Origin of the sequence: Paraburkholderia sp. BL25I1N1 (genome assembly GCF_003002025.1) — a bacterium.
Lineage (GTDB): Bacteria > Pseudomonadota > Gammaproteobacteria > Burkholderiales > Burkholderiaceae > Paraburkholderia.
Genome location: NZ_PVZB01000026.1, coordinates 76,040 through 100,375 on the forward strand (window position 1 = coordinate 76,040; position 24,336 = coordinate 100,375).

General features: G+C 62.5%; 21 protein-coding genes and 1 tRNA gene. 11 read left to right on the forward strand and 11 right to left on the reverse strand.

The window, feature by feature from the left end:
- Nucleotides 1-35: 35 nt before the first annotated feature.
- Together B0G73_RS31235 and B0G73_RS31240 are read right to left on the reverse strand one after the other, a co-directional pair.
- On the reverse strand, nucleotides 36-1,760 hold the full coding sequence (locus tag B0G73_RS31235) for a tetratricopeptide repeat protein (RefSeq protein WP_106285007.1): 1,725 nt from the start codon (nucleotides 1,758-1,760) through the stop codon (nucleotides 36-38).
- Between the two features lie 169 nt (nucleotides 1,761-1,929).
- A complete protein-coding gene (locus B0G73_RS31240) occupies nucleotides 1,930-2,499 on the reverse strand; it encodes a DUF4142 domain-containing protein (protein WP_106285008.1) in 570 nt (189 codons plus the stop codon).
- Nucleotides 2,500-2,911: 412 nt separating this feature from the next.
- Between B0G73_RS31240 and B0G73_RS31245 the strand changes: the two genes are divergently transcribed.
- On the forward strand, nucleotides 2,912-3,889 hold the full coding sequence (locus B0G73_RS31245; RefSeq protein WP_106285009.1) for a chemotaxis protein: 978 nt from the start codon (nucleotides 2,912-2,914) through the stop codon (nucleotides 3,887-3,889).
- Between the two features lie 272 nt (nucleotides 3,890-4,161).
- On the opposite strand, the gene B0G73_RS31255 is transcribed toward B0G73_RS31245, so the two are convergent.
- Together B0G73_RS31255 and B0G73_RS31260 are read right to left on the reverse strand one after the other, a co-directional pair.
- Nucleotides 4,162-5,253, reverse strand: coding sequence for an asparaginase (locus B0G73_RS31255; RefSeq protein WP_106285010.1), 1,092 nt, complete (start codon nucleotides 5,251-5,253; stop codon nucleotides 4,162-4,164).
- Between the two features lie 93 nt (nucleotides 5,254-5,346).
- Nucleotides 5,347-6,276 carry a LysR family transcriptional regulator gene (locus B0G73_RS31260; protein WP_106285011.1) on the reverse strand — a complete coding sequence of 310 codons (930 nt, stop codon included), beginning with the start codon at nucleotides 6,274-6,276 and terminating at the stop codon, nucleotides 5,347-5,349.
- A gap of 124 nt (nucleotides 6,277-6,400) precedes the next feature.
- Here B0G73_RS31260 and B0G73_RS31265 point away from each other — a divergent pair, with 124 nt between their 5' ends.
- Complete coding sequence (locus B0G73_RS31265) at nucleotides 6,401-7,312, forward strand: DMT family transporter (RefSeq protein ID WP_106285012.1); 912 nt, start codon at nucleotides 6,401-6,403, stop codon at nucleotides 7,310-7,312.
- An 18-nt stretch (nucleotides 7,313-7,330) separates the two neighbouring features.
- Here B0G73_RS31265 and B0G73_RS31270 read toward each other — a convergent pair whose 3' ends face one another.
- The 6 genes from B0G73_RS31270 to acs form a co-directional block, all read right to left on the reverse strand.
- Nucleotides 7,331-8,593, reverse strand: a complete 1,263-nt coding sequence (locus B0G73_RS31270) for an MFS transporter (protein WP_106285013.1) — start codon at nucleotides 8,591-8,593, stop codon at nucleotides 7,331-7,333.
- 121 nt (nucleotides 8,594-8,714) lie between these two features.
- Nucleotides 8,715-9,848 carry an acyltransferase gene (locus tag B0G73_RS31275; RefSeq protein WP_106285014.1) on the reverse strand — a complete coding sequence of 378 codons (1,134 nt, stop codon included), beginning with the start codon at nucleotides 9,846-9,848 and terminating at the stop codon, nucleotides 8,715-8,717.
- 112 nt (nucleotides 9,849-9,960) lie between these two features.
- Nucleotides 9,961-10,051: transfer RNA gene (locus B0G73_RS31280), tRNA-Ser, on the reverse strand.
- A gap of 60 nt (nucleotides 10,052-10,111) precedes the next feature.
- A complete protein-coding gene (locus B0G73_RS31285; protein ID WP_106285015.1) occupies nucleotides 10,112-12,130 on the reverse strand; it encodes a sodium:solute symporter family protein in 2,019 nt (672 codons plus the stop codon).
- A gap of 4 nt (nucleotides 12,131-12,134) precedes the next feature.
- The gene (locus B0G73_RS31290; protein WP_106285016.1) at nucleotides 12,135-12,515 is read right to left on the reverse strand and encodes a DUF4212 domain-containing protein; all 381 of its coding nucleotides are present in this window, start codon (nucleotides 12,513-12,515) and stop codon (nucleotides 12,135-12,137) included.
- Nucleotides 12,516-12,662: 147 nt separating this feature from the next.
- A complete protein-coding gene (acs, locus tag B0G73_RS31295; protein ID WP_106285047.1) occupies nucleotides 12,663-14,645 on the reverse strand; it encodes an acetate--CoA ligase in 1,983 nt (660 codons plus the stop codon).
- 502 nt (nucleotides 14,646-15,147) lie between these two features.
- On the opposite strand from acs, the gene B0G73_RS31300 reads away from it, so the two are divergent.
- The 9 genes from B0G73_RS31300 to B0G73_RS31340 all read left to right on the forward strand — a co-directional run bounded on the left by B0G73_RS31300 (nucleotide 15,148) and on the right by B0G73_RS31340 (nucleotide 22,917).
- Nucleotides 15,148-16,041, forward strand: coding sequence for a DMT family transporter (locus B0G73_RS31300; RefSeq protein ID WP_106285017.1), 894 nt, complete (start codon nucleotides 15,148-15,150; stop codon nucleotides 16,039-16,041).
- A gap of 388 nt (nucleotides 16,042-16,429) precedes the next feature.
- Nucleotides 16,430-16,999 carry a TIGR00645 family protein gene (locus B0G73_RS31305; protein ID WP_219907300.1) on the forward strand — a complete coding sequence of 190 codons (570 nt, stop codon included), beginning with the start codon at nucleotides 16,430-16,432 and terminating at the stop codon, nucleotides 16,997-16,999.
- 55 nt (nucleotides 17,000-17,054) lie between these two features.
- Nucleotides 17,055-18,578, forward strand: a complete 1,524-nt coding sequence (locus B0G73_RS31310) for a fumarate hydratase (protein ID WP_106285019.1) — start codon at nucleotides 17,055-17,057, stop codon at nucleotides 18,576-18,578.
- A 189-nt stretch (nucleotides 18,579-18,767) separates the two neighbouring features.
- Nucleotides 18,768-19,247: a bacterioferritin gene (gene bfr / locus B0G73_RS31315; protein ID WP_106285020.1), complete on the forward strand. Its 480-nt coding sequence runs from the start codon at nucleotides 18,768-18,770 to the stop codon at nucleotides 19,245-19,247.
- Between the two features lie 143 nt (nucleotides 19,248-19,390).
- A complete protein-coding gene (murI, locus tag B0G73_RS31320) occupies nucleotides 19,391-20,278 on the forward strand; it encodes a glutamate racemase (protein ID WP_106285021.1) in 888 nt (295 codons plus the stop codon).
- A 214-nt stretch (nucleotides 20,279-20,492) separates the two neighbouring features.
- Entirely contained in the window at nucleotides 20,493-20,729 is a 237-nt protein-coding gene (locus B0G73_RS31325) for a bacterioferritin-associated ferredoxin (protein WP_012432441.1), read from the forward strand.
- A gap of 258 nt (nucleotides 20,730-20,987) precedes the next feature.
- A complete protein-coding gene (locus tag B0G73_RS31330) occupies nucleotides 20,988-21,722 on the forward strand; it encodes an energy transducer TonB (protein WP_106285022.1) in 735 nt (244 codons plus the stop codon).
- Between the two features lie 27 nt (nucleotides 21,723-21,749).
- Entirely contained in the window at nucleotides 21,750-22,481 is a 732-nt protein-coding gene (locus B0G73_RS31335) for a MotA/TolQ/ExbB proton channel family protein (protein ID WP_106285023.1), read from the forward strand.
- A gap of 16 nt (nucleotides 22,482-22,497) precedes the next feature.
- The gene (locus B0G73_RS31340) at nucleotides 22,498-22,917 is read left to right on the forward strand and encodes a biopolymer transporter ExbD (RefSeq protein ID WP_106285024.1); all 420 of its coding nucleotides are present in this window, start codon (nucleotides 22,498-22,500) and stop codon (nucleotides 22,915-22,917) included.
- A gap of 353 nt (nucleotides 22,918-23,270) precedes the next feature.
- On the opposite strand, the gene B0G73_RS31345 is transcribed toward B0G73_RS31340, so the two are convergent.
- Nucleotides 23,271-24,260 (reverse strand): LysR family transcriptional regulator, encoded by a 990-nt coding sequence (locus B0G73_RS31345; RefSeq protein ID WP_106285025.1) that lies wholly within the window; start codon nucleotides 24,258-24,260, stop codon nucleotides 23,271-23,273.
- Nucleotides 24,261-24,336: the final 76 nt, after the last annotated feature.

Here is a 24,336-nt window from a genome sequence, read left to right on the forward strand (position 1 = left end):
GCGCGCCGGGATCGTGGCGGGTGCGAACGGGGTCTTTATCGTGAATGCGCCGCGCCCGCTGCCCATGCGTTCAGCGCATCACGCGCGGCCTGCATCACACTGTCCCAATCGCCGAGCGCCGGCTGTCTGAACAGGCGGGCACGCGGATACCACGGCGTATCGGTACGCTCCAGCATCCACCGCCAGCAGGTGTCGAAGCGGTTCAGAATCCAGACCGGTTTGTCGAGTGCGCCAGCCAGATGCGCGGTGGACGTGTCCACGGAAATCACCAGATCGAGGTTCGCCACCAATGCCGCGGTGTCCGCGAAGTCGTCGAGTTCTTCCGTGTAATCGAGCACATGTTCGCCCCGCGCGGCGCTGTCGAGTTGCCGCGCCGCCAGCCCTTTTTGCAGGCTGAAGAACTGCACGTTCGGCACGTCGAGAAGCGGCGTGAGTTGCGCGAAAGCGATCGAACGGCGCGCATCGTTCTTGCGCAGTTCCGCGACATGCGGACGGTTTCCGCCGGCCCACACGAGTCCGACTTTGAGGCGCGTGTCTGCTTGCGCGTGAAGGCGGTCGCGCCATTGGCGAGCTGCCACGACGTCTGCGAAAAGATAGGGCGTTGCCGATGGAATGCTGTCGAGGCCGGTCCTGAAGGCGAGCGGCAAACTCAGCAGCGGGCAGTGACAATCGAACGACGGCAGCGTTTGGCCGGCTTCGATCAACTGGTCCACGCCGTCGAGCGTGGCCATGAGACGCATCAACTCGCGCGGCACTTCGAGCACGACCTTCGCGCCGAGTTTCGACACCTGCGCGGCATAGCGGCAGAACTGCAGCGTGTCGCCGAGACCCTGCTCGGCGTGCAACAGAATCGTCTTGCCGTCGATCGAAAAATCGCCGAGCCACAGCGGCTGCGCAAAACTGCGCCGGCTTGCCTTGATGCGGCTGCGCTCCCAGCGCCATTCATACTTCTGCCAGCCGGCTTCGAACTGTCCCATTTGCAGCAGGCACAGTGCTTCGTTCCAATGCGTTTCCGCAGCATCAGGATTCACGGCCAGTGCGCGTTCGTAACTCACGAGCGCGAGCGCGTGCTGGTTGAGATCGATCTGCGTGAGGCCGAGGTTGTTCCAGGCATCGGCGAATACCGGCGACAATTCCAGCGCGCGACGGTAGCAGCGTTCCGCTTCCTCCGGCTGATTCAGGTCGCTGAACGCATTGCCGCGATTGCTCCACGCGTCGGGATAATTCGGTTGCAGCGCGAGCGCGTGATCGCAGCTTGCGAGCGCATCGGCGGGACGGCCGAGATCGCGCAGCACGCACGCGCGATTGTTCCAGGCCTGCGCGAAATCCGGCGTCAGTGCAATCGCGCGATCGAAACTGCCGAGCGCATCGAGCGGACGATTTAAGCCGGCTTGCGCGTTGCCGCGGTTATTCAGGGCGTCGGGGAATTGCGGCTGTAAAGCCAGTGCGCGATCGGCGCTGGCGAGGGCTTCGTCGAAACGCTGCAAGGCGTTCAACGCATAGGCGAGATTCGAATGAAGCGGCGCCTGTTTCGCATTGATGGCAAGCGCTTTTCTGAGCAAGTCGACACCCTCTTGCAGGCGGCCCGCTTGCAGCGCCAACGCGCCGAGCAATTGCAGCGCGTCGAAATGACGGGGCTTGAGTTCGAGAATCTCGCGGTAGAGTTCTTCGGCCTCGGCAAACGCGCCGTTCTGCTGAAGCGCGACGGCTTGCCGAAGCATATGGTCCAGCTGTTGCGGCAGATTGGCGGGCTTGCTCATGCGGAGAGCTTCGATCGAATGCGCGTGAAAATCGAGGGAGCTTTCGGGTTGCGGGCGCCGCGCAAGACCAGGCGCGCAGCGGACTCGAAAGAGCGAAGCCGATTATCGCCGAAAACCACGCATCCGGACGGCCGCGCGTCACGCCGCAACGTGACGCGCGTTCAACCGCTTACTGCGCGGTCGGCAGGTGCTTACGCTTGGCGAGATCCTGCGCCATGGCGTAGTGTTCCTGGATCGTCGGCAATGCCTTCTTCGCCGCATCCTTCAACTGCTCGTCGCGGCCCGACGCGATTTCCGCCTGGAATGCTGACAGCGCTTTCTGTTCGCCGGCGAGCGCGACCTGTTCGATATACGCCTTGTCGAAATCGGCGCCACGCAGATTGTTGATGCTCGCGAGCACAGCTGCGTCGGGATCGTTCTTCGGCACGTCGACGCCGCGTGGGCTTGCCGCGCGCAGTGCGTCGGAGATTTTCGCGTTGTCAGTCGAGACGCGCTCCGCGAAGGCCTTGACGTCGCGGTCGGTAGAGCGCGAGGTCGCGATGCGCGCGGCGTCGCGTTGCGTCGCGATGGCCTTGGTGCCGTCCGCGATGAACGTCTGGTCGGCGGCATGCAGACGGCCGGCGTCTGCCGCAGCGGCCGCCGGTGCCGCAGGCGTTGTTTGAGCGTTGGCCGCGCCGGCGACGACGAGCAGTCCAGCCATGCAGGCGCTGGTGATAGTGGCGAGAGGCAAGCGGATCATACGTTCTCCTTGGGGTGGAAGCGAAACGACGGCGATGCGTGTGCGCCTCAGGCGTCGGGCCGACTACGTGCTTTCCTTGCAGTCAGCTTGCGGGCCGCTGACGGCGCCACGCTTTAATCGCTGTGAATTCTATGAGGCGCGCCGTGCGGCATGTGATACGACGCTGTCGCTTCTGTAACGGCAGGTAACCTTCATATCAATGCCTTGACAGGCCTGTATTGCGGCCAATGTGTTCGTGCCGCCTCGCGTCCTCGATATCGGTTGCGTGTTAACCAGAGGATGTAAGGAAAACCGTGCCGAATCGCTGAACTTTCCGTCCGCCGCGCCGATAACAGAAAGGTAGGGCGCGCGCCAGCATCGAACGACACGGTTGGATGGCGCATCACACGCACCGCAATCCTGGAGAGATTCGATGGCAGTAGAAAACCGCGCGAACGATGAACGCAGCAATCTGACGAGTTCCAACAAGTTCGAGTTGTTGCTGTACCGCCTGGGCTCGGTGCCCGGCAGCGACGCGCACGAGCTTTATGGCATCAACGTCTTCAAGGTGCGGGAAATCTCGACGATGCCCACGGTTACGCCGATCGCCGGCTCGTCGCCGTTCGTGATGGGCGCGGTGGATATTCGCGGCCAGATCATTCCCGTAATCGACTTGCCGCGGCTGATGGGGTGCGAGCCCACGCGCGGGCTGAATATTTTGCTGGTGACGGAGTTTGCGCGATCGACCCAGGCGTTTGCGGTTGAAGAGGTCGACGATATTGTGCGGCTGGAGTGGAATCAGGTGTTGTCCGCCGAAGGTGCGGCTGGGGGCAATCTGGTTACCAGCATTGCGCGGATCGATGGGAATACCGGCGATTCGCGGTTGGCGCAAGTGATCGATGTGGAGCAGGTTTTGCGGGATGTGTTTCCGTCACAGCATCCTAGTGTGGATCCGACTTCGGTTGGTGATGCGTTGGGGATTCCGCGCGGGGCGAAGATTCTTGCCGCGGATGATTCCGGGTTTGCCCGGAAGCTTATTGAGCAGGCTTTGAGTGCTATCGGCGCGGATTATGTGATGACCAAGACCGGAGAAGAGGCTTGGAATACCCTGCAGCAGGTTGCGCGTGAGGCGCAGGCTAATGGGACTCGTGTCAAGGATAGCATTGCGCTTGTTTTGACGGATCTTGAGATGCCTGAGATGGATGGGTTTATGCTCACGCGGCAGATCAAGGCTGATGAGCGGATGCGGGATATTCCGGTCATTATTCATTCTTCTCTTACTGGCGCTGCTAATGAGGCGCATGTGAAGAATGCTGGGGCTAATGGGTATGTGGCGAAGTTTGCTGCGGCGGAGTTGGCGAATGCTATTCGGAATGCGGTTGGGGTTGTGGGTTGTGGGGTTGCTGCTTGAGTGGGGTTTTTTGTCTGTTTTCCTAAGTTTTGTTGGCCTTTCCTTGAGTTCTTTGTGGTCTATTGGCGTTGCCCCTGTGCGGGGCGGCACCTACTTTCTTTGCCTGCCGCAAAGAAAGTAGGCAAAGAAAGCGGCTTTACACCGCCAGCCCATAAGCGGGTCCCCCGCGCAGCCGCGGTAGTGGTGCATCTGGAATCTGTGCTCTCGCACATTCCGCCTCAGTGACAAGGGCGTCATTCTTCCGGCGGCGCTGCGCGCGCCGTTGCGGTCGTTCAGCGAGCGGCGGCGTTCGGTGCGCGGGTGAGTGCGACCGAGTACGCTATTCGGCTCGTTTGGATGCCCATTGTGTTCAACATCTTCGGGGCGTGGAACGCCGCGAGTTTCGCTCGTTGCTCCAGCGTTCCGATGTCCAGTAACGCGAGTACTTCCGCGACTAGCGCGTACAGTATGCCGACGTTACCATCCTCGATTTTTATCGCGAGGCCCAACGCGCCTTGCGCCCCCGCCTTCTTTGTCTGCTCCGATGTACGGACGCCTATCGCGTAGCTGCCGTCCGCGCCAACCTTGCCGACCAGCGCGCCGTCAAAAGCCCGCATCAGCTGCGTGCAGAAACGGCCCTCGCCCGCTACCCATTCGGGATACGTTGTCATCGCGCGGTAGATTCGGGCGAGCGCCGTCGTGCGCGCTGTGACGGACTGTGCGTTCGACGATACGTCGTCTTGTGCGGCGGCCAGTTTCGCAAACAGGCGTGCAAGGCGGTCGAGCGGAAAAGCCGGTGTCGGTAGATTGCAGCCGTCTGTCGCCCATTGCACCGCTTCGTCGGGTAAATCGCAGACGTCCGCGACCGTGTGTTTTACGCGCACCTGCATCGGGTGATCGGGCCGCTCATAACCCTCCATCGATGCGCCGATCGATTGCGCGCCGGCAAGCATGCCCGCGTGTTTGCCGGAGCAGTTGCTGCATACGCCGCCCGGTTTGAAGTCGCGTTTGAGCCAGTCGATGTAGACGGCGTCGGATAACGGCGGATGGCCGCCGCAGCGCAAATCGGCTTCGCTCGCCTGCGCCTTGGCCAGCATCTGGCGCGTGCGTTCGATGTGGCGCGCTTCGCTACTGTGCGAGCCGCACATCAGCGCAAGGTCGGCTTCGTCGAAACCGAAACGCTCCAGTGCGCCGGTCTCCAACACCGCCAGCGCTTGTGCGGGCTTCGCCGCGGAACGCGCCAGCGTTACGCGTGACGGATCGCCAAACGACGCCAATAGGCGGCCGCTCGCGTCGACCACCGCGACGTGCGCCACATGCGTGTTCTCAATCGAAGCGCCACGGTAAACAGTCGCCGCAATCGGCCCGGTTTCGCGCGTGCTCATGCTGGTTCTCCTCGTCATCGATCGAATCACTGGGACTGCATTGAATCATGAAGTGCGCGGGCGATTCCACTTTCGTCTCGCGCCCGGTGGTTCTCATGCGGTATCGAGCGTGTCGTGAAGATGCTCGACGAGGTAGTCGATCAATGCCCTCACCTTCGGCGGCAAGAAACGATTCGGTGGATACAGCAGCCACACCGAACCGACGTAGGCGCGCGCTTCGAGATTCCAGTCGGGCAGCACCTGCACGAGTTCGCCGCTCTGCAGCGATTCAACGGCTGCAAATTCCGGTACACACGCTATGCCGAAATCCTGCAGCGCGGCTTCGAGTCGCGCGCCGGCATGATTGGCGATGTAGCGACCCTTCACGTCGACGCTCTGTGTCTCCGTGCCGCGACGAAAGCGCCAGCGGTTGTCGTCGGCGGTCTCGCCGAGGTAAATGCAGGCGTGCTTCTGCAGATCGCGTGGCTGCGCCGGTGCGCCGCGCTCACGCAAATACGCCGGCGTCGCCACCAGCAGCCAGCGCACCGCGCCCAACCGGCGCCCCGCGAGTCCCTGCGGTGGATGCTCGGTCAGGCGGATCACCAGATCGACATCGTCGGCGAGCGGGTCGACGTCGTGATCGGTGAACAGGAGTTGCAGATCCACTTCGTCGTAAGCGCGCAAGAAGCCGGCAATCAGCGGGTGGATCACCGACCTCGCGAACTGGGTCGGCGCGCTCACGCTCACCTTGCCTTGCGGCCTGCCCGCCAATTGCCCGGCGGCGTCGACCGCGCCCGACGCGGCGCTCACCATGTCGCGACAGAATCGCACCACCTGAGCGCCCGATTCCGTCACCCGCACCGTGCGCGTGGAACGCTCCAGCAACCGGCTTGCCAGCGCGTCTTCGAGCCGCTTGATCTGACGGCTGACCGTGGACGGCGTGCTGCCGAGTTGCCGCGCCGCCACCGAGAAGTTGCCGGCGTCAACGACGCGCGCAAAAACCGCCATGTCCGGCAGCAAGGCGAAAAGCTCGCTTGGGGTCATCGTTCCGGGTCCCTGAGTGCGTCATGAATTGATGCGTTTTCGACATAAATGCTGTGCGCCGAGACCCGATTATCACTCTTGACGCAAAGTTCGACAATACAGCCTTATTAGCTCGAGGTCGTCCATGTCGAAACAAGAACGCCTGCTCATGTTGTCCGATCTGATGCTGCTCGCCGTCGCCGTCGTGTGGGGCACCAGTTACGGCGTCGTCAAAAGCGCACTGGTGTTTTATCCGGTGCTGGGTTTGCTCGCGCTGCGCTTCGGTATCACTTTCGTGATCCTGTCGCCTGCCCTGCGTCACCTGCGCGCGGCCGACGCCCGCACGATGCGCGGCGTGCTGGTCGCCGGCGCGCTGCTGCTCGGCATCTTTCTCTGCGAAACCTTCGGCATCCTGATGACGCGCGCGGCCAACGCCGCGTTTCTGATCAGCTTGTGCGTGGTGTTGACGCCGCTCGTCGAATGGTTGCTTCTCAAGCGCAGGCCGAGCCGCATCGAATGGCTGGCGGTGGCGCTTTCGCTGCTGGGCGCATGGCTGCTCGCCGGCGACGGTGAACTGAGCCTCAATCCCGGCGACGCGCTGATTCTGCTTGCCGCGCTGCTGCGCGCGTTGACGGTGTGTGTGACCAAACGCGTGATGCGCGATTCGGCGCTGCCGCCGCTGTCGGTGACAGCGGTTCAGTCTGGCGTGGTGGCATTCGGCAGCGCCGCGGCCGCCTGGCTGTTCGCGCCGCAGCAGTGGCAACCCGTGCCTTCGATTGCGGATCATGCGGCGTTCTGGGGCTATGTCGGCTATCTGGTGATCGCGTGCACGCTGTTCGCGTTCTTCGCGCAGAACTTCGCGATCAAGCGCAGCAGCCCGACGCGCGTCTCGCTGCTGATGGGCAGCGAACCGGCGTTCGGGGCATTGTTTGCCTGCATCTGGTTGGGCGAGCGAATTTCGGTGACCGCGTGGGTCGGCGGGGCATTGATCGTCGCGGCATCGATTCTGGCGACGGTGCGATGGACCGCGCTGCGCGTGAGCGCAGCGCAGGCCTGAAGCAGGGTGCTGCGTCGGTCAACGGCTCGGCGCCAGATCCTCTTCGCGCTCCAGCGAGCGCGTGCGTCTGAGTTCCGGGAAGAAGCGCATCCAGAGCAAGGCGACCGCGATGGTCGCCACGCCGCCCACCAGCACGGCCGGTTGCGCGCCCCACCACCCCGCCGTCACGCCGGATTCAAATTCGCCCAATTGATTCGACGTCCCGATGAAAAGCGAGTTGACCGCGCTGACGCGTCCGAGCATTTCTTCCGGTGTGCGCAGCTGCACGAGCGACAGACGCACGACCACGCTGATGGTGTCGGAGGCGCCGAGCACCATCAGCGCGACGAGCGACGCGAGAAATTGATGCGATAGACCGAATACGACCGTGGCCGCGCCGAACGCGATCACGCCGCCGAACATCGCCGCGCCCGGCCGGTTGCGCAGCGGGAAATGCGCGAGCCAGATAGTGCCCGCGAGTGCGCCGATGGCGGTGCCCGAACGCAACAGGCCGAGTCCGAGCGGCCCCGTGTGCAGGATATCGCGCGCGAAGATCGGCAACAGCGCGGTCGCACCGCCGAACAGCACGGCGAACAGATCGAGCGACAACGCGCCGAGAATCACCGGTTCGCGGCGAATGAAGGCAATGCCCGAGAACACCGATTCAAGCGTGACGGGCGCGCGGTTTGCCGGCTTCGCCTGTAGCGAGATGCCCGACACGGCTGCGGCCGCAGCCGCGAATGACAGCGTACAGGCGAGATAGGCCGCGCCGGGGCCGATGCCGTAGAGCAGACCGCCCAACGCCGGGCCCGCGATCTGCGCGGTCTGATTCGCCGAAGTGGCCCATGCCGTCGCTTTGGGCAACTGCCCGCGCGGCACGACGCCCGGCAACAGCGAAGCGACCGCTGGCGATTCGAAGGCGCGCGCCGCGCCGACGCATGCGGCCAGCACATAAATCATGGGTGCGCTGATCCAGCCGCCGAAGGTGCCGACAGCGAATAACAACGCAGCGACGCTTTCGAGGCTTTGGCAGATGGCCGCGATACGGCGGCGGTCGTAACGGTCGGCGACCTGGCCGACGACGAGCGTCAGCACGAACATCGGCAGAAATTGCGCGAGGCCGACGAGGCCGAGTGCGAAGGCGCTATGCGTGAGCGCGTAAATGTGCCAACCCATCGCCACCGCGAGCATCTGGAACGACAGCGACGAGAGGATGCGAGTGCACCAGAAACGTTGAAAGGCGGGGTGTTTCGGCAAACTAACGGATGAGGAGCCGGGCGGTTCGGCGGGCGCTGGAGGCATGGCGTTCGTGCTGTTGACTGGGCGGGCTTGGACGGCCGCCAGTTTAGAGCAAGATGATTTGTTTTGGTTTACGGCCTCGCGCGGCACGCGTCGCCAGCAGCGACAAAACGGCTCGGCGCCTTCATGCGAGAACCGGCGGACGCGCCCGGGTGAATCGGGATTCGACAAACAGATACGAGAGGCCGCCGAGCGCCGCCGTCACCACGACGCCGGCCGCTATCGCGACCAGATACGCAACCCGGATGTCCGCGAAATTGCGTTGCGCCAGCAGCGCAATGGCGGGATAAAAAGGCACGTGCCAGATGTACAGGCTATAGCTCGCGCGCCCTATTGAGGCAAGCGGCTTGAATTCCAGTACACGCACGATCGGCGAACGCGGAGAGGAATGGATAACCCGGTAAATCATCAATGCGACTGACACGGCTAGCAGCGTATATCCGAACGTCTGAAGCCACGCCAGGGTTTTGAACGGGACATCTGAACATGCCAACGCAATCCAGATCGCCACGAACATCGCCGCACCGAGTGCGCCTGCCGCTGTGGACTGCCTGGAACGAAGGTGGGAAGGCACGAGCGCCAGCAGGCAGCCTACTGCAATCGAGTCGATCCGGCAAAGCGTGAAAGTATAGATGCCGTTGTCGGAAATCCCGGCAAAATGGCACACCACTCTGAACGATATCGCCACCAGCAGGAGCGCCAAGGCCGGGCGAAAGTACGAATGGAAACGGGCGACGAGAATCGGGAAGACGATATAGAAATGCCATTCCACGGCCAGCGTCCAGAAATGCGCCATGGTGAAATGTTGATCGGCCAGCGCGACTCGATCGCCGAACAGCGACTGAATACTGGCCGTGAATGTCCATAGCAGGTACTCGTTTTTCAGCACCTTGCTATGCGGGTCGATCAGCAACGCGACAAGCGTGAATATCAGCAGGCTCGCGACGTAGGCCGGCAGCAACCGGACGGCCCGGCGTTGGATGAATTTTGCGTAGGACGCGACTGAATTGACGGGCCGCTTTAGTAGCGTCGTGGTGATGAGAAAGCCCGAGATCACGAAAAACACGTCCACGCCTATCCAGCCGGTCGACGCGGTACGCACGATGCCGGACCATGCGCCACCCAACTCTGAGAGGCCGCTGGAAAAATAGCTCGTGTAATGGAATAGAACGACCAGCATCATCGAGATGGCTCGGAGTCCATCGAGGCCGGTCACGTAGCGCAAAGAGCTTGCGTCTCGGATGCTATGTGTCTCCATCCGCGCATTCTACAGATTACAGAATGTTTGCGGCGGCGAGATGCCAGCAAGGCTGGCGAGAAAACAAAAAGCCGTTGAATCCTTGGGGATTCAACGGCTTATCATTCGGTCCTGGCGGAGAGACGGGGATTCGAACCCCGGATAGGTTATTAACCTATACACGCTTTCCAGGCGTGCGACTTAAACCGCTCATCCATCTCTCCGGCGGGGAGCCGAATTATAGCAAACTTCGCGCGCCGCGCCATACCCATGCGCGAACCGGCCTAAGGATGCCGGATATAGTCCACCAGCGCCCGCGTGTAAGCGTCCGGTTTCCGGTCGATCAGACTCACGCCGATCGCCACCAGAAACCCCGCCGGCACGCCGAATACGCCGGAGCTGATCGGCTCGATCCCGAACCACCGCGCGCCGGCGAAACCCGTCATCTGCGTGAAGAACGGATACGTGGAGACAATGTAATAGATGCACACCACCAACCCCGCCACCATGCCCGCCACCGCGCCGAGCCGCGTGGTGCGCTTCCAGAACACGCCGAGCACCAGCACCGGAAACAGACTCGAAGCCGCCAGCGAAAACGCCGCGCCCACCAGAAACAGAATGTTCCCCGTATTCAGCGACGCCACGTACGACGCGAACAGCGCCACTCCCAGCAACAGAATCTTCGAGATCGTCACGCGCCGCTGACTCGACGCATTCGGATCCACCATGTGGTAGTACACATCGTGCGACAAGGCATTGGCGATGGTCAGCAGCAAACCGTCCGCGGTGGAAAGCGCCGCGGCCAGCGCGCCCGCCGCGATCAGCCCCGACATCACATACGGCAGCCCCGCAATCTCCGGCGCGGCAAGCACGACCATGTCAGGCTGCATCTGAATCTCGCTCCAGCGCACGATGCCGTCGCCGTTCGTATCGGCAAGACTGATCAGGCTCGGCTCCACCTTGCGCCATTGCATGAGCCACTGCGGCAAATCGGAGAAGTGATGGCCGACCAGGTTGGTCAATATCTCGTACTTGATCAGCACCGCCAACACCGGCACCGTCAGATAGAACAGCGCGACGAAGAACAGCGTCCATCCGACGGAGCGTCGCGCCGAGGCCACCGAGGTCGTCGTGTTATAGCGCGTCAGAATATGCGGCAAGCTCGCCGTGCCGAGCGACAGGCACAGCAGCAGCGAAAGAAAATTGCGCTCGTGAATGCGCCGGTCTTCATCACTCACGGCGGGGAACGGCTCATGCATCGGCACCGGTGCGGCCGCGCGCATCAGCATTTCATCGCGTCGCTGGGTCCAGACGATCTGCGCGGCGGCGGCATCGCGTGGAAACTGTTCGAGCGACCGCTCGCGCTCCTTGATCTCGCGCAGCGGGCCGTTATGGCGGCGTAGATCGGCGACTTCCTGCGTGAGACGCAGTTTCTCGTCGACGAACGATTGCGGCAAGGTGTCGAGCCGCATCTGCATCAACGCGGCACGGCGGCGATAATCGTCGCGCACGGTTTGCTCGAGCGGCGCGTCGCGCACCTGCTTTTCGAGGCCTTCGACACGCTCCATCAAGCGGCCGTAGTTGAATTGCGGCACCCAGCCGAGGCCGTCCTTGTGCGCGATCATCGACACGGGAATCAGGATCGCCGCGATCAGGATGATGTACTGCGCGACCTGCGTCCACGTCACGGCGCGCATGCCGCCAAGAAACGAACACACCAGAATGCCCGCCAGTCCGCAGAAGATGCCGACGGCGAAATCCACGCCGATAAAGCGCGTCGCAATCAGTCCGACGCCCTGGATCTGCGCAACCAGATAAACGAACGAACACAGAATCGCCGCCAGCGCGGCAAGGCCGCGCACGGCGTTGCTCGAAAAACGCGTGCCGAGAAAATCGGGAATCGTGTAGCGCGCGAGCTTGCGCACATACGGCGCGAGCAGGAACGCGACGAGACAATAGCCGCCGGTCCAACCCATCAGATACGCGAGACCGTCATATCCGGTCGCATAGATCGACCCGGCGAGGCCGATGAACGAGGCCGCTGAAAGCCAGTCGGCCGCTGTCGCCATGCCGTTGAAGGCGGACGGCACGCGCCGCCCCGCCACGTAGTATTCGACCAGATCGGACGTGCGCGACAGCAGGCCGATTACCGCATACACCGCGATCGGCACGAACAGGAACACATAGCCGATCCACACGCCGGGGCCGGTGGTGCGCTCGATGCGCCACATCACATAGATGAAAAGCAGGAAGCCGAGCGTGTAAAGGGCGTAGGAGCTGATCAGCCGGTTCGTGAGCTTCATCGGCTCAGTTTCCGCGCGCGACGGAAACGTCGGTGCCGACGCTGGCGCTAGCGCCGGCGTCCGCGTCAAAGGCGCGTTTCAACTGGCGGTCGGCGCGCTGCATCAGCACGATATACACGACGATGAGCGCGAGATAGATCAGGATCGCACCCTGCGCGCCGAAGTAGAACGGCAACCTGAAGCCGCCGACCCGCACCTGCGCGAGAGCGGGTGCCATCAGCGGCAACACGAACGACACGATGAAGCCCAAGGTCATCAACGTCGCGATCAATGCGAGGTTGAAGCGCCAATACTTTTGATGCGCGCGCGCCATCGCTGCCGAGACCGCGGGCGGTTCGGGCAAGGGATTGAGCGTGGCGTGAGAGGAGTGATGCGGCGCGGCCATGCGCCTATGTATCAAAAAGCCACCGGCCAGGCAATCGGGATTGTCCGCCCAGTGGCTTCAACAACATGGCTTCATGACCAGCAATCTGCGTGGGACCAAGGGTATGCCGTCGACAAACCCTTGCCCTTCACACAGACCCGTGCAAGCTTAAAGCGACTCGCCGAGTTGATCGAGAATCGCCGGGTTCTCCAGCGTCGATACGTCTTGCGTGATTTCCTCGCCCTTCGCGAGCGAGCGCAGCAGGCGGCGCATGATCTTGCCCGAACGCGTCTTCGGCAGGTTCTCGCCGAAGCGGATGTCCTTCGGCTTGGCGATCGGACCGATCTCCTTGCCAACCCAGTTGCGCAGTTCGTTGGCGAGCTTCACCGCTTCCTCGCCTTCCGGACGCGCGCGCTTCAGCACGACGAACGCGCACACGGCTTCCCCCGTCGTCGCATCCGGGCGCCCCACCACAGCGGCTTCCGCGACGAGCGGGTTCGACACCAGCGCCGACTCGATCTCCATCGTGCCGAGCCGGTGGCCCGACACGTTGAGCACGTCGTCGATACGGCCCATGATCGTGAAATAGCCCGTGTCCTTGTCACGTACCGCGCCGTCGCCCGCAAGGTACAGCTTGCCGCCGAGTTCCTCGGGGAAGTAGCTCTTCTTGTAGCGGTCCGGATCGCCCCACACGTTACGCAACATGGACGGCCACGGACGCTTCACCACCAGAATTCCGCCCTGCCCGTTCGGCACGTCCTGGCCGGTTTCGTCGACGACCGCGGCCATGATGCCCGGCAGCGGCAAGGTGCATGAACCCGGCACCAGGGGTGTCGCGCCCGGCAGCGGCGTGATCATGTGGCCGCCGGTTTCGGTTTGCCACCACGTATCGACGATCGGGCAACGGCTGCCGCCGACGTTCTCGTAATACCAGATCCACGCTTCCGGGTTGATCGGCTCGCCAACCGTGCCGATGATGCGCAACGTGGACAGGTCGTAGCTCTTCGGATGCACTTTCTCGTCGGCGTCCGCGGCCTTGATCAGCGAGCGGATCGCGGTCGGCGCCGTATAGAACAGCGAGACCTTGTGCCTCGCGATCATGTCCCAGAAGCGGCCGGCGTTCGGATACGTGGGCACGCCTTCGAACACGACCTGCGTGCCGCCGAGCGTCAACGGACCATACGTGATGTAGCTATGGCCGGTGATCCAGCCGATGTCGGCGGTACACCAGAAGACATCGGACGCCTTCCAGTCGAAGGTCCACTTCAGCGTCTGCGCGGCCCACAGCAGATAACCGCCGGTGCTGTGCTGCACGCCCTTCGGCTTGCCCGTCGAACCGGACGTGTACAGGATGAACAACGGATGCTCGGCGCCGACCCATTCGGGCGCGCATTGATCCGATTCGGCCTGCGCGAGTTCGTGCATCCACAGATCGCGGCCTTCGTTCCATGCGACCTTGCCGCCGGTGCGCTGATAGACGATCACGCTCGTGACTGCTTCGCAACCGCCCATTGCCAGCGCTTCGTCGGCGATGTTCTTCAGCGGCAAGGCTTTGCCGCCGCGCATCTGTTCGTCGGAGGTGACGAGCGCGACCGCGCCCACGTCGACCAGCCGTTCGTTGAGCGACTTCGACGAGAAGCCGCCGAACACCACCGAATGCGTCGCGCCGATCCGCGCGCATGCCTGCATCGCGACGATGCCTTCGATCGACATCGGCATATAGATCACCACGCGGTCGCCCTTCTTCACGCCGCGCTTCTTCAGCGCGTTCGCGAAGCGCGATACACGCTGCAGCAGATCCTGATACGTGACGTTGGTAACGGTGCCGTCGTCGGCTTCGAAAATGATCGCGACGCGCTCGCCGTTGCCGGCCTCGACGTGACGGTCGATGCTGTTATACGACGCGTTGATCTGGCCGTCCTCGAACCACGTGTAGAACGGCGCGTTCGATTCGTCGAGCACTTTGGTGAAGGGCGTGTTCCAGCTTAGCGTCTCGCGAGCGAGGCGTCCCCAGAAACCTTCGTAATCGCGTTCCGCCTCGGCGGCCAACGCGCGGTACGCGTCCATGCCGGAGATCGCGGCACCTGCCGCTGCTTCAGCGGAGGGAGGGAAAACACGGCGTTCGTGAAGAACCGATTCAATCGCAGACATCGACAACCCCTTGGTGAAGATGAAACGTAAAACCTGTGCCGGCGCGCCTCTGGCGCGCCCTCTGTCATGTTGACGCCGCAGCGAGCGGCGCTGTCTCCAACCCTCGCGCGCCGATCGCCGATCATTGCGCCACGGCGCGTCCGTCTGCATGTAACACTCATGCGGCACCGCAGCATGAATGCATGTCAGACGACGTTCCGCCCTCATGCTCAAACATAAGCGCTGCAACTTACCGGCCACTTACGCGCAACGCACCGGATAGCCAGCGAAAACCCTAACGCCGCTCCTGTGACTCCAGCGTCGAATGATGAATGCAGCGCGAAGCAACGCATGCTACGCGTTCCACGACGATCATGTATCCGAGCCCGCGCAAAGACCCAGCGCGGACCGAACACGCCGCCTGCCGTGACGCCGTGCGAACCTCGCATACCTGTGGCGCGCCTTTACGCTGGCTCGCACGGCCTCTTACAATGCTAACTGAACTAGCCGTCCGGATTCCAGCTTGAATCGTTACTCCCTGCTTCTCATCACCTCGATGCTGCTGGTCGGCAGCAATGTCGGAATCGGTAAATCGATCGTCGAGTTCCTCCCCGTCCCTCTGTTCGCGCTGCTGCGCTTCGTGATCGCGATAGTCGTGCTGTGGCCGCTTCTGCGCGTGTCCAGACTGCGCCGCGTGAAGCGTGACGAGTGGTTCAACCTGTTCCTGCAGGCCCTGTTCGGCACCTTCGGGTTTACGCTGCTGATGCTCGGCGGCGTGCAACGCACGAGCGCGCTCGCGGCCGGCGTCATCATGAGCACGATCCCCGCAGTGGTCGCGCTGCTTTCCTGGCTCATCCTCAAAGAGCGGCCGAACGGTCGGGCACTTGCGTCGATCGCACTGGCGATCGTCGGCGTGGTTGTCATCAATCTCGCGCACGTGGATCGGAGTTCGGGCGGCGAAACGTCGTTCGCGGGCAACCTGATGGTGCTCGGCGCGGTGTGCTGCGAATCGCTTTACATCATTCTGTCACGACGTCTCACGCAAACGCTCGCACCGATCGACATCTGCGCGTACACGCATCTCTTCGGCCTTCTGCTGATGCTGCCGCTCGGCGCGAGCGCGCTGCTCGACTTCGACTATCGCGCCGTGCCGCTCAGCGTCTGGACGCTGGTGCTGTGGTACGGACTGTCGGCGAGCATCTTTTCGTTCTGGCTGTGGATGAAGGGCATCCGTCATGTGCCGGGCAGTCTCGCGGGCGTGTTCAGCGCCGTGCTGCCCGTGGCGGCCGCGATCTACGGCATCGCGTTTCTCGGCGAGCGGCCTACCTTCGCGCACGGCATCGCGCTCGCCTGCGTGGTCACGGGGATCGGGCTGGCGAGCCTGAAGGTCAGACGGGTGCCGCCCGTGGCGTCCTGACCGTTTAAGGGCGGGCCGCCAGCCGCTGGCCGCCGTTCGCAAGGTACTGGGTCAAGCGCGCCGCCTGTCGCAGCGCCGCCATCCTGCCCGCCGCAACGCAGCAAATTCACCCGGCGCTGTACAATAGCGCGCCTGATGCGAGCTTCTCCGGTCTTCTCCGGCCGCGGGTCGCGCCGTCCACTCCGGGGTTTGCGCGCCTGGTCCGCCGCGCACAGGCCGCGTATAGACCGCGTATAGGCCGCGTGTTTGTCATGTATGTGCCGCGTACCGTGCATGCCGCGCCGGTGCATATAGTCCGCGCATTTAGTCCATGTTCCGTCACCTGCGTTTCGTCTGACTCTTGCCCATGACCGCTCCGCGATCCGACTTCGCCCATCAGCGCCGCCCGATGCGCCCGATCCCTTCCATCATCTTCATGAGCCGCTGGCTGCAGTTGCCGCTCTATCTGGGCCTGATCGTGGCCCAGGCCGTCTACGTCGTGCTGTTCCTCAAGGAAGTCTGGCATCTCGTCACGGCTTCCATGACGCTCGACGAAACCAACATCATGCTGGTCGTGCTCGGCCTGATCGACGTGGTCATGATCTCGAACCTGCTGATCATGGTGATCATCGGGGGATATGAAACGTTCGTGTCGCGCCTCGGCGTCGAGGGTCATCCGGACGAACCGGAATGGCTCGATCACGTGAACGCCGGTGTCCTCAAAGTCAAATTGTCGATGGCGCTGATCAGCATTTCGTCCATCCATCTGCTGAAGACCTTCATCAGCCCGGACCAGAATTCGACGCATACGATCATGTGGCAGGTGATCATCCACGTCGCGTTCCTCGTCTCGGCGCTCGTGATGGCGCTGGTCGACCGCCTCACCACGCACACGCATCCAAAGCATTTCGAAGAGCCCGCCGTCTTGCACGCCGTGGGCTCCGCTAAAGGTTCCACTCCCCTGAAGGCGCGCGACTGACCCGCCCTGCCCGGCGAGTCCGACAACAAGCGCCACCGTCCCCACTGAGCTAGCCATGACCGTCATCAAACAGGAAGATCTGATTCAGAGCATTGCTGATGCACTTCAGTACATCAGCTATTACCATCCGCTCGACTACATCCAGGCACTCGGCCGCGCCTACGAGCTCGAACAGAGCCCCGCCGCGAAAGACGCCATCGCGCAGATTCTCACCAACAGCCGCATGTGCGCCGAAGGCAAGCGCCCGATCTGCCAGGACACCGGCATCGTCACGGTGTTCGTGAAGGTCGGCATGGACGTGCGTTGGGACGGCGCGACGATGGGCGTCACCGACATGATCAACGAAGGCGTGCGCCGCGGTTACCTGAACCCGGACAACGTGCTGCGCGCGTCGATCGTGAGCCCGCCGGAAGGTGGCCGCAAGAACACGAAAGACAACACGCCGGCCGTAATCCACTACGAAATCGTGCCGGGCAATACGGTCGACGTGCAGGTCGCGGCCAAGGGCGGCGGCTCGGAAAACAAGTCGAAGTTCGCGATGCTGAATCCGTCGGATTCGATCGTCGACTGGATTCTCAAGACCGTGCCGACCATGGGCGCGGGCTGGTGCCCGCCGGGCATGCTCGGCATCGGCATCGGCGGCACCGCTGAGAAAGCGATGGTGATGGCGAAAGAATCGCTGATGGATCCGATCGACATTCAGGACGTGATCGCACGCGGCCCGAAGGACTGGATCGAAGAGCTGCGTGTTGAACTGCACGAGAAGGTCAACGCGCTCGGGATCGGCGCGCAAGGTCTCGGCGGCCTCGCCACCGTACTCGACGTGAAGATCATGGCCGCGCCGACGCACGCCGCGTCCAAGCCGGTCGCGATCATCCCGAACTGCGCGGCTACGCGTCACGCGCACTTCACGCTGGATGGTTCGGGCGTGGCCAAGCTCGAAGCGCCGTCGCTCGACGCATGGCCGAAGGTGCAGTGGGAACCGGACACCGAGAAGAGCAAGCGCGTCGATCTGAACACGCTGACGCCGGAAGAAGTGGCTGCGTGGACGCCCGGCCAGACGCTGCTGCTGTCGGGCAAGATGCTGACCGGCCGCGACGCGGCTCACAAGCGCATCGCCGACATGCTCGCGAAGGGTGAGAAGCTGCCGGTCGACTTCACGAACCGCGTGATTTACTACGTCGGCCCAGTCGACCCGGTGCGCGACGAAGCCGTCGGTCCCGCAGGCCCGACCACGGCAACGCGCATGGACAAGTTCACCGAGACGATGCTGTCGCAAACCGGCCTGATCTCGATGATCGGCAAGGCGGAACGCGGCCCGGTCGCCATCGAGGCGATCAAGAAGCACAAAGCCGCGTATCTGATGGCGGTGGGTGGCGCGGCGTACCTCGTGTCGAAGGCGATTCGCAGCGCGAAGGTTCTCGCGTTCGAAGACCTCGGCATGGAAGCGATCTATGAGTTCGACGTGCAGGACATGCCGGTGACGGTGGCCGTCGATTCGAACGGCACTTCCGTTCATCAAACCGGGCCGAAGGAATGGCAAGCAAAGATCGGCAAGATTCCGGTCGCGACGGTTTGAACTATTGACATCCGCTGAATAATTCAAAGCCGGGGCCTCAAACCCCGGCTTTTTTATGATGAAATGAGAACGGTACGCATCACGCGAAAAACCCTCTGAAATCAGGCGAAAATCTGATTTTTTGCCTTGGCTTTTTGCGTTTCGCCGTTTATTGTTCTGGGAAATTCAAAGCCCCTATAAGGACACACCATGCAAGGCGACAAGAAGGTCATCGAATATCTCAACTCGCAGTTGAAGAACGAACTGACCGCCATCAATCAGTACTTCCTGCATGCGCGGATGTATAAGCACTGGGGTCTCGAGAAACTCGGCAAGCACGAATACGACGAATCGATCGGTGAAATGAAGCACGCCGACTGGCTCATCGAACGCATTTTCATGCTCGACGGTCTGCCGAATCTGCAAGACCTGCACAAATTGCTGATCGGTGAGGAAACGAAAGAAATCCTCGAATGCGATTTGAAGCTCGAACAGATTTCGCAGAGCACCTGTAAAGAAGCGATCGCGTATTGCGAATCGGTGCGCGATTTCATCTCGCGTGAAATCTTCACGAAGATTCTCGACGACACCGAAGAACATATCGACTGGCTCGAAACGCAAATCGACCTGATCGACAAGGTCGGCATCCAGAACTACCAGCAAACGGCAATGGGCTCGGTCGAGTCCTGATCGTTCCAAGCCGCATCCGCCCGCGCGCCGTTCATGGCTCCGCTTATTTGCGATGACCCACGCCGCGCGGGCGATATACTTGCGCACCTTGCCGTTTTTCCGAGTCTCCCTTGAGCGCTGTGCCGCACGCGTCCTCTCCGTCTATGCCCGCAGAACCCTCCTCCGCGAATACAGGAACGTTCACGTCTGGCGCCGGATCGCGCGCACCGGTCGGCATTTTCGATTCGGGGCTGGGCGGTTTGTCGGTGTTGCGGTCGGTCCGGGCGCAACTGCCTGACGAGGCGATCCTGTATGCCGCCGACTCGCTCTACGCCCCCTACGGCGAGCGCGACGACGACTTCATCGCCGACCGCACGCTCGCCATCGGCGAATGGCTCGTCAAGCAAGGCGCGAAGGCGCTGGTGGTCGCCTGCAATACGGCTACCGCGCAGTCCATCGCGATGGTTCGCGAAAAGCTGCCTATTCCTTTGGTCGGCGTCGAACCCGGTGTCAAACCCGCGGCGCTGCAATCCAGAACCCGTGTGGCCGGCGTGCTCGCCACACAAGTGACGCTGCGCAGCGCCCGCTTTCAGGCGCTGCTCGAACGCTATGCCGCGGATTGCCGCTTTCTCTGCCAGCCGGGTCATGGGCTCGTGCAGGCCGTGGAACGCTGCGACATCGGCTCCACCGAGTTACGTGAGCTGCTGCGCGGCTACTTGCAGCCCATGCTCGACGCGGGCGCGGATACGCTGGTGCTCGGCTGCACGCACTACCCGTTTCTCGACGCGGCGATTCGCGATATCGTCGGCGATCGGCTGATGCTGATCGACACGAGCGTCGCCATTGCGCGGCAGCTCGAACGCGTGCTCGACCAGCATGGTTTGCGCGCGGCGCCGCAAAGTGCGGCCGCCGTTCTGCCCCGCTTTTTTTCCACGGGCGACGGCACACATCAGCAGCAATTGGCCGCTACCCTGCTGCATATCGACGCCACGGTCGAACAGGTGTCGATTCCCTCGCGCCGCACGGCAGCGCCGGACTCCCAAGCCGCATAACTGCCGCCCAAGCGCGTTTTTTCAGGCACTGAGCGGTTTTTCGGCGGCTTTTGAGGCCATTTCCCGCGCCGTCCGCCAACTACGCGCGCCACCGCTCCATAGACGAAACCCTTCTAAGAGTCTGGTTTTGTTACAAAAAATCACGCAGGACGCTTGCCAAACGGCCCAAACAAAATGATAATAATTCGCATTAACGTTAGCTATGACGCCCGCCATGATTGTCTGTGTCTGCAAGTCTGTTTCTGACCGAAAGATCCGTGCTTCGATCGAGGAAGGCATGGATTCGTTCGACGAGCTCCAGTTCGAGCTCGGCGTCGCATCCTGCTGTGGCAAGTGCGCCGATTCCGTGCGCGACGTCATGATGAAAAGCGGCGTCTGTGCGAGCCGCTGTGGTTTCGAGCATCACCCGCAAGCTGTACCGCTGACGTTTTACGAACGCAAAGCGGCCTAAGCCAGCCCTTAAGGCGCGGCTCGCTCCGTGCCTCGGGCGCCTCTCGCGCCCAACGTCGTTCTCGCTGTTCCAGCGTTATCCCACTGCCGTCAGCAAGCCAGTATTCGTACCAGCCAGCTACCCGCTCACCCGTCACAGGAGTTCGAGATGGAATTGCTGATTGGTTTCGTGACTACTTTGTTCATTTCGCTGCTGATTTTTCGAACATGACGATGTCCTGTCTGACGCGCTGCATCGACAGCGCGCCGCCACGTTAACATGCCGGCCTCGCCTATCGTTTCAGCCGGCGCCGTGCCGGCTTCGTCTACCCGACTGAACTCCCGCGTCCTGACCGCAACCGCCGTGGTTGCAGCGATTCACGTCGCGCTGCTTGCCGTGGTGATGACCTTGCGTCATGACCCCGTGCAGCCGGCGCTCGAGTCGCGCGTCATGACCGCGCAGTTGCTGCCGCCGGCGCCGGTTGCCGCGCCGGTCGCGATTCAGTCGATCGCGCCGCCGCCCACGCCGACGCCACCGGTTCGTACCAAGCCGAGGGTTCAGCCGAAACCGACTCCCACGCCCAAACCGACGGCCACGCCTCTACCGGTGGCCGCCGCGCCGTCACCCACGCCCGTCGCCGCGCCCGATCCGACGCCACCCGCGCCTGCCGCACCGGTTGCGCCGCCCGCGCCTGCTGCTCCGGCGATCGGCCGTCAGACGATGGAGGTCAGCGCGCCCAAAGACATATCGCACCTCACGTGCAATATCGTCAAGCCTGATTACCCGGCGCTGTCCAGGCGCCGCGGCGAGACTGGCGCGGTGATCGTGAGTCTCGTGGTCGGCGTGACCGGCAAGTTCGAAAACGTCGCTCTGAAAAAGAGCAGCGGTTTTAGCCGCCTCGACGACGCCGCGCTCGACGCGGTGCGCGCGAGCGCCTGCCAACCCTATCTTGAGAACGGGCAGCCAGTACGGGTCCCGACCACCCAGCGTTACGACTTCAATCTGAACGATTGAGGCAGCTTTTAAAAAAAAGGAATTGCAATGCAAAACTACGGACTGGCGCACGTCTGGGCGCAAGGGGATTTCGTGACGCGCGGCATCGCGCTCGCGCTGTTGATCATGTCGGTGATGTCGTGGAGCGTGATCGTCATCAAAGGCTGGAATGTGATGCGCCTGAACCGCCTCACGAAGAATGCCGAACAGGCGTTCTGGCATTCGGACGATCTCGCCGACGGCGTGAAGAAGCTCGGCGCCGGCTCGTCGACGCCGCAGGACAATCCGTTCCTCGCGCTGGCGCTGTCGGGCCAGGAAGCGGCCGATCATCATCATCAGACGCAGCCGCATCTGCATGACCGCATGGACGTGTCGGACTGGGTCACGCGCTGCCTGAAAGACACGATGGACGAAAGCGTCGCGCGCATGCAGAGCGGTCTCGCGATTCTCGCGTCGATCGGCAGCACGGCGCCGTTCGTCGGTCTGTTCGGCACGGTGTGGGGCATCTATCACGCGCTGCTGGCCATCGGCGCGAGCGGTCAGTCGTCGATCGATCAGGTCGCGGGTCCGGTCGGCGAAGCGTTGATCATGACCGCGTTCGGCCTGTTCGTCGCGATTCCGGCGGTGCTCGGCTACAACGCACTGACGCGCGCCAACAAGGCCGTGGTCGCCAAACTGAGCCGCTTTGCGCATGGCCTGCATGCATTCTTCGTGACGGGCGCGCGCCTGTCGTCGTCCAAGCGCGGCGACGGCCTGCGTCTGGCCGCACGCACGAACTGATCGACGAGGCACTCCGATGGCAATGAGCCCCTTCGCCGGCGACGATGACGACGGCCTGATGAACGAAATCAACATGACGCCGCTCGTCGACGTGATGTTGGTTCTCCTGATCGTCTTCATGGTGACAATTCCGGTGATCCGTCACGCGGTGAAAATCGATCTGCCGCACGCAAGCAGTCAGAAGGAAGACACCAAGCCCGCGCAAGTCACGGTCACAGTCGACGCGGACGGCAACGTCACGTGGGACGACAAGAAGGTCGACGAAGCCGCGCTGAACGCGAAGATTGCGGAAGCCGCGCAAGCGAACCCGCAACCCGAGCTGCATCTGGACGCGGACCGCAAGGTCGCGTACGAGAAAGTGGCGCAAGTGATGGCGGCCGCACAGGCCGGCGGCCTCACCAAGATCGGCTTCGTGACCCAGCCGAAAAGCAGGTAATGCGGTGAAAAGCCCTTGAAACAAGGGCCAAAAAGTAAAAGGCCTTCATCGTCAGATGAAGGCCTTTTTTGTGCGCACTCGGCGCCTTCGGGCGGCGGGATCATTTGCCATCGGTCGAAGATTGATAGCTACTCGAATCACCGCATGCGACAGCCGTGATCGACACGGACAGCGCGGTCAGCCCTATCAGGCCGGCTATCATAGCGGCCATGAGTTTCCGCATAAGAGACTCCTTAGCGAAGGGATTTCACTATATGCCCGCGAGCCCGCGCAATCAAGCAAACAGCCATTGAAAGTACTCATGACAGGCCACGCTTAAATGCTAAAAGCGATGCCACCGTCCGTGAGAACTGCTATGACGCGATCGCGAGTATCGGCTGCGCAGGAACGACCTTTTCCTCGCGCGCCGGACACTCGCCCATGATGTGCTTACCCTCGTCGGGATCGAGCATCTCGACCAGATAATCGACAAAGGCGCGCACAGCCGGCACCATTCCCTGGCGCGACACGAATACGGCGTACAACTGCGGCGTCGGAAAGGTCCAGCCCGGCATCACCGGCGACAATTGCCCGGCTCGCAGCGCAGCGCCGTACATCATCTCCGGCAACGCCGCGATACCGACGCCGGCGAGCACCGCTTCACGAATCGTCATCAGATCGGCGGTCACGAGGCGCGGCTCATGTTCGTGCGCGTGACGCGTGCCGTCGGGCGCGATCAGGTTGTAGACGTGGCGTCCGTCGCCGGTCGGCACGTCGAGCGTTTCGAAACCGTTCAGGTCGGCCGGCAGCAACGGCGGCGCATTCTGTTGCAACAGGCTCGGCGCGCCGACCAGCATCTGTTCCGTGCGCCACAGCGGCCGCACGACGATGTTGGCATTTTCGGGCGGATCGGAGCGCACGCGCAGCGCGACGTCGATCGAATCCTCGAACAGATCGACCACGCGGTTCGTCACGCGCATCACCACGCGCACTTCCGGGTAGCGATGCATGAATTCGGGCAGGATCTGCGACAGGATGGTCTGCGAAACCGTGACCGGCACGCTGACGCGCACCGTGCCGCGCGGCGACGAGCGCAGTTGCTGGACGACGTTGACGGCCGCCTGCGCCTCGCTCAGCATCGCCTGACAATGCTGGTAGAACAGTTGACCGGCTTCGGTCAACGCCAGCTTGCGGGTGGATCGCTGCAGCAGCCGCACGCCGAGCGACGCCTCAAGTTCGGTCAGCCGGCGCGACAGGCGCGACTTGGAAATTCCCAGCACGCGTTCGGCGGCGGAAAAACCGCCGTGTTCGACGACCTGCGAAAAATACATCAGGTCATTCAGATTGTGTGAATCGATCTTCATCTCATCGTTCCAGTAATAGAACAATCCATTGCGTGAGGACGGCTGGCACCCCCGAAAACGGTCCCTATAATAGCTC